General features: G+C 67.8%; 13 protein-coding genes and 1 tRNA gene. 4 read left to right on the top strand and 10 right to left on the bottom strand.

Annotated features, from left to right (window positions below):
- Positions 1-81 precede the first annotated feature (81 nt).
- Positions 82-552 (top strand): hypothetical protein, encoded by a 471-nt coding sequence (locus AUL32_RS08665; protein ID WP_062113734.1) that lies wholly within the window; start codon positions 82-84, stop codon positions 550-552.
- On the opposite strand, the gene AUL32_RS08660 is transcribed toward AUL32_RS08665, so the two are convergent.
- From AUL32_RS08660 to AUL32_RS08650, 3 genes are all read right to left on the bottom strand, one after another.
- Positions 515-907 (bottom strand): winged helix-turn-helix domain-containing protein, encoded by a 393-nt coding sequence (locus tag AUL32_RS08660; RefSeq protein ID WP_062113732.1) that lies wholly within the window; start codon positions 905-907, stop codon positions 515-517. The two genes, AUL32_RS08665 and AUL32_RS08660, sit on opposite strands and share 38 nt — an antisense overlap.
- 66 nt (positions 908-973) lie before the next feature.
- Positions 974-1,657, bottom strand: coding sequence for a dihydrofolate reductase family protein (locus AUL32_RS08655; RefSeq protein ID WP_062113730.1), 684 nt, complete (start codon positions 1,655-1,657; stop codon positions 974-976).
- Between the two features lie 84 nt (positions 1,658-1,741).
- The gene (locus AUL32_RS08650) at positions 1,742-2,809 is read right to left on the bottom strand and encodes an NAD(P)-dependent alcohol dehydrogenase (protein WP_062113728.1); all 1,068 of its coding nucleotides are present in this window, start codon (positions 2,807-2,809) and stop codon (positions 1,742-1,744) included.
- 200 nt (positions 2,810-3,009) lie between these two features.
- Between AUL32_RS08650 and AUL32_RS08645 the strand changes: the two genes are divergently transcribed.
- Both AUL32_RS08645 and AUL32_RS08640 read left to right on the top strand, forming a co-directional pair.
- Positions 3,010-3,936: a ribokinase gene (locus tag AUL32_RS08645; RefSeq protein ID WP_062113725.1), complete on the top strand. Its 927-nt coding sequence runs from the start codon at positions 3,010-3,012 to the stop codon at positions 3,934-3,936.
- Positions 3,936-4,907 (top strand): sugar kinase, encoded by a 972-nt coding sequence (locus AUL32_RS08640; protein ID WP_062113723.1) that lies wholly within the window; start codon positions 3,936-3,938, stop codon positions 4,905-4,907. Before AUL32_RS08645 ends, AUL32_RS08640 begins: the two co-directional genes overlap by 1 nt.
- A gap of 60 nt (positions 4,908-4,967) precedes the next feature.
- Here AUL32_RS08640 and AUL32_RS08635 read toward each other — a convergent pair whose 3' ends face one another.
- From AUL32_RS08635 to AUL32_RS08605, 7 genes are all read right to left on the bottom strand, one after another.
- Positions 4,968-7,214: a xanthine dehydrogenase family protein molybdopterin-binding subunit gene (locus AUL32_RS08635; protein WP_062113722.1), complete on the bottom strand. Its 2,247-nt coding sequence runs from the start codon at positions 7,212-7,214 to the stop codon at positions 4,968-4,970.
- Complete coding sequence (locus AUL32_RS08630; protein ID WP_062113721.1) at positions 7,214-8,197, bottom strand: FAD binding domain-containing protein; 984 nt, start codon at positions 8,195-8,197, stop codon at positions 7,214-7,216. The genes AUL32_RS08635 and AUL32_RS08630 overlap by 1 nt, the downstream gene beginning before the upstream one ends.
- Positions 8,194-8,697: a 2Fe-2S iron-sulfur cluster-binding protein gene (locus tag AUL32_RS08625; protein WP_082659425.1), complete on the bottom strand. Its 504-nt coding sequence runs from the start codon at positions 8,695-8,697 to the stop codon at positions 8,194-8,196. The genes AUL32_RS08630 and AUL32_RS08625 overlap by 4 nt, the downstream gene beginning before the upstream one ends.
- Before the next feature lie 158 nt (positions 8,698-8,855).
- Positions 8,856-10,004: an anhydro-N-acetylmuramic acid kinase gene (locus AUL32_RS08620; protein ID WP_062113720.1), complete on the bottom strand. Its 1,149-nt coding sequence runs from the start codon at positions 10,002-10,004 to the stop codon at positions 8,856-8,858.
- Positions 10,005-10,120: 116 nt separating this feature from the next.
- Positions 10,121-10,972, bottom strand: coding sequence for a DUF2793 domain-containing protein (locus AUL32_RS08615; protein ID WP_062113718.1), 852 nt, complete (start codon positions 10,970-10,972; stop codon positions 10,121-10,123).
- A gap of 112 nt (positions 10,973-11,084) precedes the next feature.
- Positions 11,085-12,047: a DMT family transporter gene (locus AUL32_RS08610; RefSeq protein WP_062113717.1), complete on the bottom strand. Its 963-nt coding sequence runs from the start codon at positions 12,045-12,047 to the stop codon at positions 11,085-11,087.
- Positions 12,048-12,458: 411 nt separating this feature from the next.
- Positions 12,459-13,058: a DNA-3-methyladenine glycosylase gene (locus AUL32_RS08605; RefSeq protein ID WP_062113714.1), complete on the bottom strand. Its 600-nt coding sequence runs from the start codon at positions 13,056-13,058 to the stop codon at positions 12,459-12,461.
- A gap of 251 nt (positions 13,059-13,309) precedes the next feature.
- Between AUL32_RS08605 and AUL32_RS08600 the strand changes: the two genes are divergently transcribed.
- A tRNA-Met gene (locus AUL32_RS08600) sits at positions 13,310-13,386 on the top strand.
- Positions 13,387-13,554: the final 168 nt, after the last annotated feature.

Below are 13,554 nucleotides of genomic sequence, written 5' to 3'. Positions count from 1 at the left end.
GCGCGAAACTTCCCCGAATCTGTCCCCCGCTCCCGGGCCAGCCGCACCCTCGAAGCTCCCATTCATTCGAGGAATGCCCCCATGCTCGACCATCCCGCCCCCACCGCGCTCGACCGTTTCGAGGCGCAGCTTCGCCTGTCGGCCGAGATTTTCGCCGCGCGTTCCCTCGGAGCCGGCGCGAGCGACGAGAGCGCGGCGATCGGCTTCGCCCGGCGCTTCGGATTTCTGACGGCTGAGGAGACCAGCCTCTCGGCGCTCGGGCCGGCCGATCGCCGGGGTCTGGTGTCGAGGCTGGAGGAGGAGAACAGGCGGCTCGTGCGCGCCGCGCGGCGGCGCTCAGTAGGCTATGATCTCGGGCGCCATATCGCGCTGCGCCGGGCGCTGAACGCCCTTGTCCCGCACGGAGATCAGAAGGCCCCGCCCGTTCCGACGCCGCAGAAACCCCTGTCGGGTCGCGAATTGAACGGGCGTTTTCGAACGAGGGTGGCACGGCCAGCAGGGGTCGAGGAGCGGCTTAGTCCGCCATCTCGCCGCCTTGGCGCAGCCTGCTGACGAGTTCTTCCAGATCGGCGGCGATCGCCCCGTCGCTCGCCGCCTGCATCCGCCGATAGCGTTCGGTGATCTCAAGCCCGAGCGGGGTCAGCTGCGCCCCGCCATGGCCCGCTCCGCCCCGGTGCATCTCGACCAGCGGGGCGTCGAACGTGGCGTTGAGCTCTTCCACCAGCGTCCAGGCCCGCTTGTAACTCATGCCCATCAGCCGCCCGGCGGCGGCGATCGAACCGGTGGCACCGATCCCCTCTAGAAGATCGACGCGGCCGGGGCCGAGGATGCGCTTCTCCCCAAAGACGAAGCGCAGCCGGGTGATCGGAGAGGCGTGGCTGGGTTTGGGCTGGGTCGGGTCGTCCATGTCGGTCTCGCGTGGCCTCGCCTTTCCTAGCGAAAAGGCGAACCTGCCGCGAGCCCCGGTAGCCCGTCAGCGATTCTCTACGCGGTAATGCAGCTTCACGATGCCCTTCTCGTCCGCCTCGCAGGAAAGAAGCATGAGCTTGCGCGAGCCGCGCCAGTCCGGCCGAATGTCGAACAGGCTCGGCGCGTCGGGCCGCCCGTCGGTCAGCGGCAGCACGAACTGGACGATCTCGTCCACCAGCCCGGCATTCAGAACCGAGCCGTTGACCCCGCCGCCGCCTTCGAGAAGCAGGCGCTTGATCCCGAGATCGCGAGCCAGCGTGTCCATCACCTTCGCAAAGTCGATTTCTCCCGCTCCGCCGAAGACATAGGAGACGCCCTGCTTGCGCAGAAAGGCGAGATAATCGTCCGGCACGTCCTCACTGAGGATCGCCACGAAATGCTCGCCGTCGATTTCGTTGCGCTTCCAGTTCAGCTTGCCGGCACGGTCGAGCGCGATGGCGAACTGGCCGGCGTCCGGCTTGGCATACCAATTGGTGCGCTCGATCGGCCCCGTGGCAAGGCCCCGCTCCCACTCGCCGCCGGCATCGAAATCCTCTTCCATCGTGACGCGGCCGACGAGCCAGGCATCGCCCTTCAACTCGTCATGGGCCGATTCGAAAATGTCGGAGGGCGCGTCGATGGCCCAGCCTTCGGTGAGGACGCGTCCGTCGACGGAGGTCATCATCAGGCAGACGATATGAGGCTTCACGGCAGAGCTTTCGATTGTTGGAGACGAAACGAAAACGCCGGCCCGAAGGCCGGCGTTCCCTGATTCGCGATTGTCGGCGAGCGGTCAGGCCGCCTGCTTGGTCTCGGCGAGCGAGGCCATGTCGATGACGAAGCGATAATGGACGTCGCCCTTCACCGTACGGTCGAAGGCTTCGTTGATCTCGGCGATCTTGATCGTCTCGATATCGCAGGCGATCCCGTGCTCGGCGCAGAAATCGAGCATTTCCTGCGTCTCGGCGATGCCGCCGATCAGCGATCCGATCACGGACTTGCGGCCGAGAATGAGGTTTACGCCGCTGACCGGCGGGTCCAGCGGACCGATCACGCCGACGATGATATGCGTGCCGTCGCGCTTCAGCGTGGAGATATAGGGGTTGAGGTCGTGCGGCACGGGCACCGTGTCGAGGATGAAGTCGAACGTGCCGGCCGCCGCCTTCATCTGCGCCTCGTCGGTCGACAGGATGACGTTGGTCACACCGAGCGCGCGCGCCTCGGCCTCCTTGGCGGGCGAGCGGGTGAACAGCGTCACCTCGGCGCCGAGCGCCACGCCGAACTTGATGCCCATATGGCCGAGACCGCCGAGGCCCACCACGGCGAGCTTGTGTCCCTTGCCGACGCCGGCATGCTTGAGCGGCGAATAGGTGGTGATGCCGGCGCAGAGCAGCGGCGCGGCGGCGGCGAGATCGATGCTCTCGGGCATGCGCAGGACGAACTTGTCCCGCACGATGATCTGGTCGGAATAGCCGCCATAGGTGGTCTGGCCGTCGCGGCGGTCCTTGTCGGCATAGGTCTGCGTCATGCCGTTTTCGCAGTATTGCTCCAGGCCATCGGCGCAGGAGGGGCATTCCTGGCAGGAATCCACCATGCAGCCGACGCCGACCTTGTCGCCGACCTTGTAGCCGGAGACGGCCGAACCGATCTCGGCTACGCGGCCGACGATCTCGTGGCCGGGCACCAACGGATAGCTCGCCCAGCCCCAGTCGTTACGGGCCTGATGGATGTCGGAATGGCAGACGCCGCAATGCGTGATCTCGATTCGGACGTCGTCCTCGCGCAGATCGCGGCGCTCGAAGCTCCAGGGCTTCATCGGCGCGCCGGCCTCGGTGCAGGCAAAACCATAGCTCGGTGTCATGCTTCAATCCCTTCAGGCGAATCCGCAAAGCGAAATTGGATCGCGCGCGAGTTATAACGCGCCCGGCCGGCTCGACCAGTCAAAACGCAGGAGGACTTACGGAACCGCGTCCATCGGCCGACCTCACAGATGTCTGCAAGCTTGTGGCGGGAATCGTTGTTGTCTAGGGATCGGGCGGCATAATCGGGAGAAGCTCACCCATGATCGTCGTCTTCGGCTCCTTGAACGTGGATCTGGTCTGCCGGGTCGAGGCGATCCCCAAGCCGGGTGAGACGGTGCTCGCGCCGCGCTACGAGCGCATGGCCGGCGGCAAGGGCGCCAATCAGGCGACCGCCGCAGCCCGGGCGGGCGCAGAGACGCTCTTCGTCGGCGCGGTCGGGCGCGACGCTTTCGGCGAGGAAGAGGCGGAAACCCTCAAGCGCGAAGGCATCGACACCTCCGCTCTCGCCCGCGTCTCGGAGGCGACGGGCTGCGCCTTCATCACCGTCGCAAGCGATGGCGAGAACGCCATCACGGTGGCGAGTGGCGCCAACCGGCTGGCCGAGGCCTCGCACCTCGCCCCGGTCTGGGCTTCTTCTCCATCCGCCCTCGTCCTGCAGATGGAACTGCCCTTCGAGGAAACGCTGATCGCGGCGCGCGAGGCGCGCGAGCGCGGCGTGCGGGTTCTTCTGAATCTCGCGCCCGTGCCCGCCGGGGTCGATTCGGCCTCGCTGCGCGCGCTGCTGGCCGCGAGCGACGTCCTGATCGTCAACGAGCATGAGCTGGCGGAAACGGCTGCGATCCTCTCCGTCGCCGGCACGGACGCCGACGATCTCGCAGACCGGCTGGCGGCCGAGACGAAGCTGACGGTTCTGGCGACGCTCGGCGGCGACGGCGCGCTGGTCGCTGGCGGCGACGGCACGACGGAGCGCTTCCGCGCGCCGCGCATCGAGCCTGTGGACACGACGGGCGCGGGCGACACGCTCTGCGGCGTCGTGGCCGCCGGGCTCGACGCGGGCTTGTCCCTCGGGCAGGCGACGGAGCGCGCCGTCGCGGCCGCCTCGCTCGCCTGCCTCTCCTTCGGCGCGCGCAGCGCCATGCCGAAGACCGAGGCGATCGACAGCTTCCTGGCGAAGGGCCACGCTTGATGTCCGCACGCCGACCTCGCATCGCCTTTCTCGGCGAGTGCATGATCGAACTCTACCATCGGCCGGGCGACGAGCCGGGCACGATGCGCCGCACGGTCGGCGGCGACACGCTGAACGCGGCGGTCTATTGCCGCCGCGCGCTCGGCGATACGGGCGCCGCGGAGGTTCACTACGTCACGCGGGTCGGCGACGATCCGTTCGGGCTCGATATTCCCGGCTTTATCGAGGGCGAAGGGGTCAAGGCCGGGCATGTCGAGATCGCCAAGGGCGAAACGACCGGCCTCTACGCCATCAGCCGGGACGACAAGGGGGAGCGCTCCTTCTCCTATTGGCGCTCCACCTCGGCCGCGCGGCGTTTGTTCGCGAAAGGGCGCGACGAGGCGCTGGAGGCCGAACTCGAAGGGTTCGACGGGCTGGTCTATTCCGGCATCTCGCTGGCGATCCTCTCGCCCGAGGGCCGCGAGCGGCTTCTGGCGCTCGCCGGCCGCATGAAGGCCGCCGGCCGCATCGTCGCCTTCGACGGCAATTACCGCCCCCGCCTCTGGGCTTCGAAGGACGAAGCGGCCGAGACGATCGCCCGGGCGCATGCCAATGCCAGTCTTAGCCTGCCCGGCCTCGACGACGAGCAGGCGCTTTATGGCGATGCCGACGCGCGCGGCGCGGTACAGCGTCTCCTCTCGCTCGGCGCCACCAGCGCAATCGTGAAGTCCGGCGGCGAGCCGGCCTTGCTGGGCGATGCGTCGGGCCTGCGCGAGATCGCGGGCGTTGCCGCGCCTGCGATTGTGGACACGACCTCGGCGGGCGACAGTTTCAACGGCGCGGCGCTGGCCGCTCTTCTGTCGGGCGGCACGCTGGAGCAGGCGGCGGAGGCGGGCCATCGCATGGCGAGCACCGTGATCGGCGAATATGGCGCCATCGTCTCGCGCGAGGCGACTTGGTGGGCCGGCGGGCCGTTGGCCGCAACCGCCTGAACCAACGAAAAAGGCGCCGGACGGGCCGGCGCCTTTTCTCACTCTCTTTGAATGAGCGGCCTACTCCGCCGCGATCCGGTGTCCGTTGGCCGGCAGCCCGGCCAGGATCTTGTCCAGCGTCATGGGATAGTCGCGCACCCGGACGCCGCAGGCATTGTAGATCGCGTTGGTCACCGCCGCCCCGACGCCGCAGATGGCAAGCTCGCCGATGCCCTTGCCCGCGAGCGGGCTCGCCGCACGGTCGCGTTCGGGCAGGAGAACCACTTCGAGCTGCGGAATGTCGGCATTCACCGGCACATGATACTCCGCCAGATCGTGGTTCACGAGCAGTCCGCTGCGCACGTCCACGACCAGTTCCTCGGTCAGCGCCGCGCCGATGCCGAAGATCTGCCCGCCATAGCATTGCGAGGTCGCGGTCTTCTCGTTGAGGATGCGCCCCGCCGTGCCGACGGTCATCATCCGGCGCACCCGCACCTCGCCCGTCACGGCATTGACGCCGACCTCGCAGAAATGCGCGCCGTAGCTCGCCTGATGGGTGTTCTGCGCGGTCTTGCCCGGCTTGAAGTTGCCGGTCATCACGATCGGGCCGTCGGACAGCACCTGCGACAGCGGCGTCTGGCGGTTGCCGGCGATCACCGTGGCGTCCTTCAGCGTCATCTCGTCAGGCTTTACGCCGAGTTTCTTGGCCAGCGCCTCCACGATACCCTCGCAGGCCGTGTAGACCGCCGAACCCGAGGAGTTCGCACCCCAGGAGCCGCCGGAGCCCGGTGCCTGCGGCAGGCGCGAATCGCCCAGCATCACGTCCACATTCTCATGCGGCAGGCCCAGCATCTCGGCGGCGATCTGCTGGAGGATCGTGTAGGTGCCGGTGCCGATATCGGTCATATCGGTCTCGACCGTAGCGCGACCGCTGCCGAGCAGCGTCACGCGGGCCGACGCTTGCTGAAGCTGATTGAGGCGCGAGGCGGCGGCCATGCCCATGCCGATCAGCCATTCGCCCTCGCGGCGCGTGCCGGGCTTGGCGCGGCGCTCCTTCCAGCCGAAGCGGCGGGCGCCCTCGTCCATGCACTCCACCAGCATGCGCGAGGAGAAGGGCAAGCCGTCCTGCGGATCGACCTCCGGCTCGTTGCGCTTGCGGAATTCGACGGGGTCGAGGCCCAGTTGCTCCGCCATCTCGTCCATGGCGTTTTCCAGCGCCAGCATGCCCACGGCCTCGCCCGGCGCGCGCATGGAGGAGGAAAGAAGCAGGTTGAGATTGACCTTGCGGTGGGTGATCTGCCGGTTCTCGCCGGCATAGAGGAAGACGGTGGAGATGCCGGCCGGCTCGAAGAATTCGTCGCCTTCCGAATTGCTGGTGATCGTGTCGTGGGCGATGGCCTGGATGCGCCCGCTCTTATCGGTGCCCAGGCGCACGCGCTGGATCGTGTCGGAGCGGCGCGAGGTCGCCTGGTAGACCTGCTGGCGCGTCAACGCGACCTTGACCGGCCGGCCAAGGCGGCGCGAGGCGAGCGCCGCGAAGACGCTCTCGGGTCCGATGCCCAGCTTTCCGCCGAAGCCGCCGCCGATATAGCGGTTCACCATGTGAACCTTCGAGGCCGAGATGCCGAGCGCCTTGGCGAGCTGGGAGACATTGGTCGAGACCAGCTGATAGCAGCCATAAAGCGTCAGTTCGTCGTCCTTCCAGTCGGCGACCGCGGCATGGGGCTCCATCGCCGAATGGCTCTGGCTCGGCGTCGTATAGGTCGCGTCGAACTGCATCTCGGCCTTGGCGAAGGCCTTGTCGAAGTCGCCGCGCGTGACGGTCGAGGGCATGGCGCCGGAGCCCTTGGGCGGCTCGTAGGCCTTGCCCTGTTCGGCAGCGAGATCGAACACGCCTTCGGTCTTCTCGTACTCGATCTCCACCAATCGCGCCGCGTCGCGCGCGATCTCGAAACTGGTTGCCACGACGAGGCAGATCGGCTGACCGTAATGGACGACCGCCCCCTTGATCGGGGCCGGCATCGGGTCGCTCGCGTCGGCCGAGGCGCGGGGTCCGCCGTCCTCGTAGATTACGTCGAGCACGCCCGCCTTGGCGAGCGCGGCCATCACATCGACCCGCTTGATGCGGGCCGCGGCGGTGCCGGCGGTGACGAGATGCCCGTAGGCGACATTCGCCCCGTGCATGGTCTCATAGGCGTAGCGTGCTTGGCCCGAGACCTTGAGCGGGCCTTCGAACCGGTCGATGCCCTTACCGATGACGTTCTGCACGCCCGCGTCGAGCCGGGTCTCGCCGACCGGCTCGTTCATCTTCAGATTGAACGTATCCATCAGCTCTGGTCCCTCGTCGCTTCGTGCAAGACGGCCGGCAAGGTGCGGCGCGTCAGCTCCAGCTTGAAATCATTGTCGCCGAAGCCCTTGGCCTCGCGCAGCAAAATGTCGGCGGCCTTGGCGAACAGCGTGTCGCTCGGCGCCTGCCCCTTCAGGGCGTCTTCCACCGCCGCGTCGCGCCAGGGCACGGTGCCGAGCCCGCCGAAGGCAAGCCGCGCGTCGGCGATCTTGCCGCCCTCCACCCGCACCACGGCGGCGACGGAGACCAGCGCGAAGGCGTAGGACGCGCGGTCGCGCACCTTGCGATAGAGATGCGTGCCCTCGATCGGCTTGGGCAGGCGCACGGCGGTGATCAGCTCGCCCGGTTCCAGACTGGTCTCGATCTGGGGTGTGCCGCCCGGCAGGCGGTGCAGCTCGGCGATCGGGATCTCGCGCGCTGAGCCGTCGGCTTTCACCGTTTCCACCACGGCATCCAGCGCCCGCATGGCGACCGCCATGTCGGACGGGTGGGTGGCGATGCAGGCCTCGGACGTGCCGAGAACGGCGAGGATGCGATTGAAGCCCTCGCGCCCGTCGCAGCCCGACCCCGGCTCGCGCTTGTTGCATCGGCTGGTGGTCTCGTAGAAATAGCCGCAACGCGTGCGCTGCAGGAGATTGCCGCCGGTGGTGGCCTTGTTGCGCAGCTGGCCGGAGGCGCCAGCCAGGAGCGCGCGGGACAGAACGGCATAGTCGCGCCGCACCCGCTCGTGGGCGGCCAGATCGCTGTTGGAGACGAGCGCGCCGATGCGAAGGCCGCCGTCCACCTCCTCGATCGTCTTCAGTGCCAGCCGGCTGATGTCGACGAGCTTCGTCGGCACCTCCACCTGCAGCTTCATCAGGTCGAGGAGATTGGTGCCGCCGGCGATGAACTTGGTGCTGGCCTCGGCCGCGACATGGGCCGCCTCGTTCGGGCTGGTGGCCCTGACGTAATCGAACTGCCTCATGCCGCGCCCTTTCCGTTGGCCGAGCGGATCGCGTCGACGATGTTGGGATAGGCCGAGCAGCGGCAGATATTGCCGCTCATGCGCTCCGAAATCTCCGCGTCGCTCAGCTCGACCGTGCCGTCGAGCGCGTCGGAGACATGGCTCGGCCAGTTCTCCTTCGCCTCGCCCAGCATGCCGACCGCCGAGACGATCTGGCCCGGCGTGCAGTAGCCGCACTGGTAGCCGTCATGATGGAGAAAACTCTCCTGCATGGGATGCAGGTGGCCAGGGGCGCCCAGGCCCTCGATCGTTGTGATGGCGTCGCCCTCGTGCATGATGGCGAGCGTCAGGCAGGAATTGATCCGTCGGCCGTTGACCAGAATGGTGCAGGCGCCGCACTGGCCGTGGTCGCAGCCCTTCTTCGTGCCCGTCAGTTCCAGATGCTCGCGCAAGGCGTCGAGCAGGGACGTGCGGGGGTCGAGATCCAACTCGTGGTCGGCTCCGTTGACGTTCAGTCGCATGACCGATGCCGCTCCTTGTAACGTTTCCAGATTGGACAACGCAGCTAGAGCGGGTTGGGTGCATGAAAATCGCCGCGCGCGATTTTACGCATAGGCAATGAATAGCCGGGAGCGGAACGGATTGCTGGCCTGGGGAGCTAAAAGTCCGGTGGATCGCCTCAGCTCTCGTCGATGTCGGGCAGTGAGCGCCCGCTCGGCAGGGCAAGGCGGCCGCCGGTCATCGGCTCGGGAACGCCGGTCGTGGTGGGATAGCTGATCGGCATGCCGCGCAGCGAGCGCACGGCGAGATAGGCGAAGCATTCCGCTTCCACCGTATCGCCGCGAAGGCCCAGCGCATCGGCGTCCTCCACCTCGACGCGCGCCCGCCGGGCGATCTCGCGCATCAGGATGGGATTGCGCCGCCCGCCGCCCGCCACCACGATCCGGGTCGGGCGACGCGGCAGGAGGTCGAGCGCCCGACCGACCATGCCCGCCGTCACCGCCGTCAGCAGCGCCGCGCCGTCCTCGGTCGAGAGACCTTCGGCCATGTTGGCGGAAAAATCGTTGCGGTCGAGCGATTTCGGATAGGGCCGCACGCAATAGGGGTTGGCCAGAAGCTGTTCCAGCCGCGCCTCGTCCACATGACCCTTGGCCGCGAACTGGCCGTCGCGGTCCATCTCGGCGCCCATGCGCCGGCCCATCCAGTCGTTCAGCGGCGCGTTGGCCGGGCCGGTGTCGAAGGCCTGCATCGTGCCGTCGTCGGCCACCCAGGTGACGTTGGCGACGCCGCCGAGATTGAGAAAGGCCGTCTCCTCGCCCGCGCCGATGCGGCGCAGAAGCGCGCGGTGATAGAGCGGGGCCAGCGGCGCCCCCTGCCCGCCCGCCGCCACGTCGGCCGAGCGGAAATCGTAGACCACGGGAATGCCGAGCTTCTGCGCCATCAGCTCGCCGTCGCCGAGTTGGCGCGTCGCGCCCAGCCGCTCCGGGCTCCGCGCCCGGTGCAGCACCGTCTGCCCGTGAAAGCCGACGACGCCGATATCGCCGGCCGACACGCCCTCGTCTTCCATGAGCGAGGCGACTGCCTCCGCTTGCGCCAGGGTCAGGGCGCGTTCGGCCTCGTCGAAGATCTCCGGCTCGGCGCCCTTGAAGCCCCATTCGGCGGCCTCGGCCAGCGTTTCCTTGAGAAGCGGCCGGATGTCGCGCCGATAGGGCGCGAGCAGGGTCGGGCCGAATTCCTCGATCGTCTCGCCGTCCGTGCGCAGCATGGCGATGTCGACATTGCCGTCCAGCACCGTTCCGGTCATCAGACCGATCGCCCAGATCGCCATGCTTGCTCCCCGTATCGAATCGTCTTCGAGTTTGTTTCGGCTATCGCACGACAGGGTTCGCGCCAGGCTGACCATCCGGTCAAGCCCAGCGCAATGCCTCGGGCGAACGGGCGCCGTCAACTCACGGGCGCGCGATCCGTCACCCGGCGCCAGACCGAACCATCGCTGAAGGCCAGAACCGCGCCGCCAGCCTCGTCCGACACATAGACGATCTGTCCCGAACCGCCAGCGGGGGACGGAAGCGCGTTCCTGGCATAGCTCGCCACGCGCACCGGCCCGCCGACATCCAGCGCACAGACCGGCGCTTCGGCCCGGCCGAGCGCGACGCGCCCGTTGGCCGCCGAGATGCGCAGGGCGTCGCGAAAGGCCGAGCCGTCCGCCGAGACGCGAATGGTCAGATCGTCGCTGCCGGCCAAGCCGATCTCGGCGCGGCCCGAGAAGGCGGACTGGAATACCACCGAGGCGGTGCGCGCTGATCCCGCCTTGTTGATGACCTTGCGCGCGTCTCCGCTGCCGGGCGTGCGCGCATCGTGGGTCAGAAGTTCGCTGTCGGCCGCGACCGTCAGTCGGTTGGCGTCGGACGGATCGGCGTTCACCGCGAAGTGATCCGCCTGCCTTGGCCGGAACGGCCGGTCCGTCCAACTCGCGCCGTCGAACAGGAGAAACGCGCCGGTGTCCACGACATAGGCGATCTGACCCGCGACGGGAGCCATCTCGACAAAGGCGCCATCCTCGAACAGAGCCAGCGCGCCGGTCTTCATCGCGCTCCAGCGAGCGCCAGTGGCGGAGGGCGGCAGGATATAGAGATCGCCCGCGCGCGCTGCGGCCGGCTCGCTCACCGTGCTGGCAGAGAAGACGGCCGTCTGCACGATGGCGTCGAGCCGACGCATCGCGTCGTTGACCGTGAGATGCTTCTGCGCCTGCTGCGGCAGCACGAAGGGCAGATCGAGGCGAGGCGAGCGGGACATAGGCGGCGCTTTCCGTTCGGATTGAGGAATGCGCCGAGCGTAGGAGCACCGCACCAGGGCGGGGAAAGATCGGGGATAGATCGGGGATAAACGTCGCCGCCCTCCCCGGTCCTCAGCGCTGGTCGGCCTCCTCCACGATCTGCACGGCGTCCGGCGCGCCGGAGGCGGAAGCCGCGCCCCGCGCCGTGGTGGCGACGCTCAGCCGCTGCTCGCGCAGGAAGATGAAGACGCCGGATGCCGTGATGATCGCAGCGCCCGCCAGCAGCGAAACGCTCGGCGTCTCCCCGAACAGCACCACGCCGAACAGGATCGCCCAGACGATCAGCGTGTACTGGTAGGGCACCACGACGGAGGCCGGCGCAATCAGCAGCGAGCGGTTGACGCAGCTATGGGCGATCATCGACACGACGCCGAGCAGGCAGAGAAAGCCGAGATCGAAGGTGCTCGGATTGACCCAGCCGACCGGCGCGAGGATAGCGCCGCCGATCAGCGCCGCCGTGGTCTGCCAAGCGATCAGCGTCACCTCCCCGCTCTTGGCGAGAATGCGCGTCGAGATCATCAAAAGCGCATAGCATAAGCTGCCCGCCACCGCGATCATTGCCGGCCAGCCGGCGCTGGCAAGATCGGGGCCCAGCGCCACGAGAACGCCGACGAAGCCGCAGAGAACCGCGCTCCAGCGCACCCAGCCGACGCGCTCTTTCAAGATAAGCGCCGAGAGCGCGGTCACATAGATTGGCCCCGCGAGATAGAAGGTCATGACATTGGCGAGCGGCAGGTAGCTCAAGGCCCAGTAGAAGAAGCCCACCTCCAGCGTCGAGCCCAGGGCCCGCAGCAGCTGAAGGCGCGGGCGATGCGGGCGGAGCACCCGCGCCCAGCCCTCGCGATGCACGAAGGGCGCGACCACCAAGAGCGCCGCGATGCTGCGCAGAAGCAGAACCTGACCGACCGTATAGGTGCTGACCAGCCATTTCCCCATCGCGTCGTTCACCGCGAAGAGAAACACGCCGAGCAGCATGAATCCGACGCCCAGAACGGCGCTGGAAGAGGTCCGGGAAGGGAGCGACTGGCTGGTCATGGAGGGCGATCCGCGCGGGTCATGCCTCGGAAACAGGCACGACCAGCGCGTATACCGACCCCAGCGCCGATCCAAGCGAAATTGGCGCCCAGGCACGACCTGACTTTCGTAACCGGCCATCTTATCCCGCCACTCCCCCAGGCAAGAGCTGAGAGTCTGTTTGGAAATTCGGCGGCGGAGGGGCGGCGAGGGATTTTTGGGTGTCGCGAGCCGCCAAACTTGAGTGATGCGAAGGCGCATCGACGAGGATTGGCAACGGTCCATGCGGACGGGCGATACATCTGCCGCGCCCGCGCGGCTCTGATGCGCTTGCGCAGCACTGCCGCGCTTGCGCGGCACGTCTCGCCCTGGGGTGACGGCGAAAAAGAACCGCCGGCCCGACCCGACCGAGTTTCCAAACAGGCTCTCAGCTCAGCCCGGCTCGCCGGTTCGAAAGGCCCGGCTGAGAAAGCGCGAGCCGGCATGGCCGAAGCGCCAGGAATGATCGACGCCCTTCGTGATGCCGATGCGCGGGCCGGCCGAAAGCGCGAAGGGCCCGTTCGGCGCCGTCATCGAGAACGGGGCGGCGAGGAGATCGGCGCCATCGTGGGAGCGGTCCACGCCCAGCGCCTCGGCCAGTCGCCCGGGGCCGGCACAGAGCAGCCGCGGCGCCGCGGTTCGCCGCCGCGCCGCCATCACCTCCAGCCCGGCGTTGGGCTCCAGCGCGCGGATCAGGACCGCGCTGCCGGGCTCCCCCGCATCGCAGACGATGTTGAGGCACCAGTGGATGCCGTAGGAGCGATAGACATAGGCGCGCCCCACTGCGCCGAACATGGCGCGGTTGCGCTCCGTCGCCCCGCGAAAGCTGTGCGAGGCCGGATCGTCCCGCCGATAGGCTTCGGTCTCCACGATCAGGCCCCCGACGCCGTCGAGATAAAGCCCCGCCCCGATCAGCCGCTGCGCGAGCGTCACCGCGTCGAGCCCGAACCAGTCGGCCGGAAAGGGGGAAGCAGGGCCAAGAGGCTGGATCATGAAGCAACCGGGAGAAAGCGGGACGGAGGGTTCGAGCGTGAACGGAGCGCGAGCACCCTTCCCTTCTCGCCGGCTTTCGCCTCGTGATTCAACCCGTTTCCCGCGCCGAGGCGGCGTGCGGCTCTTGACAGACGCCGTTCGCCCTTCGTATATCGCGCCCATGCTCGCTACGCCGCAAGGCGACGGGCTCTTTCGAGTTTGGACTAGCGCCGCTCGAAAGTCGGTGGCCTCGTAGCCGCCCGTTTTGGAATGGCAGTGTAGCTCAGCCGGTTAGAGCGTCGGATTCATAACCCGAAGGTCGGTGGTTCAAGTCCACCCACCGCCACCACCAAACCTTATCCGACATCCTCCCTCGCTTGCCTTATCCTCGCGCCGGATCGCCGTTGCGAAAGCCGTTCGGCCTCTGGCCTTATCGGCTGGCGGCGGTCATTAGAGACACATCCGACTCGGCGTGTCCTTTGCCGCATCGGGCATGACGAGAAGCGCATGGGGACCT

It is taken from the genome of Aureimonas sp. AU40 (genome assembly GCF_001463785.1).
GTDB lineage: Bacteria > Pseudomonadota > Alphaproteobacteria > Rhizobiales > Rhizobiaceae > Aureimonas.
This window is presented reverse-complemented; position numbering and strand designations above follow the sequence as displayed.

What these genes read in the sequence shown, in the direction of transcription:
- AUL32_RS08645 (WP_062113725.1), top strand. Translation starts at nt 3,010, where the DNA reads ATGATCGTCGTCTTCGGCTCCTTGAACGTGGATCTGGTCTGCCGGGTC.
- AUL32_RS08640 (WP_062113723.1), top strand. Translation starts at nt 3,936, where the DNA reads ATGTCCGCACGCCGACCTCGCATCGCCTTTCTCGGCGAGTGCATGATC.
- AUL32_RS08615 (WP_062113718.1), bottom strand. Translation starts at nt 10,972, where the DNA reads ATGTCCCGCTCGCCTCGCCTCGATCTGCCCTTCGTGCTGCCGCAGCAG.
- AUL32_RS08605 (WP_062113714.1), bottom strand. Translation starts at nt 13,058, where the DNA reads ATGATCCAGCCTCTTGGCCCTGCTTCCCCCTTTCCGGCCGACTGGTTC.
- AUL32_RS08665 (WP_062113734.1), top strand. Translation starts at nt 82, where the DNA reads ATGCTCGACCATCCCGCCCCCACCGCGCTCGACCGTTTCGAGGCGCAG.
- AUL32_RS08650 (WP_062113728.1), bottom strand. Translation starts at nt 2,809, where the DNA reads ATGACACCGAGCTATGGTTTTGCCTGCACCGAGGCCGGCGCGCCGATG.
- AUL32_RS08660 (WP_062113732.1), bottom strand. Translation starts at nt 907, where the DNA reads ATGGACGACCCGACCCAGCCCAAACCCAGCCACGCCTCTCCGATCACC.
- AUL32_RS08630 (WP_062113721.1), bottom strand. Translation starts at nt 8,197, where the DNA reads ATGAGGCAGTTCGATTACGTCAGGGCCACCAGCCCGAACGAGGCGGCC.
- AUL32_RS08635 (WP_062113722.1), bottom strand. Translation starts at nt 7,214, where the DNA reads ATGGATACGTTCAATCTGAAGATGAACGAGCCGGTCGGCGAGACCCGG.
- AUL32_RS08620 (WP_062113720.1), bottom strand. Translation starts at nt 10,004, where the DNA reads ATGGCGATCTGGGCGATCGGTCTGATGACCGGAACGGTGCTGGACGGC.
- AUL32_RS08610 (WP_062113717.1), bottom strand. Translation starts at nt 12,047, where the DNA reads ATGACCAGCCAGTCGCTCCCTTCCCGGACCTCTTCCAGCGCCGTTCTG.
- AUL32_RS08625 (WP_082659425.1), bottom strand. Translation starts at nt 8,697, where the DNA reads ATGCGACTGAACGTCAACGGAGCCGACCACGAGTTGGATCTCGACCCC.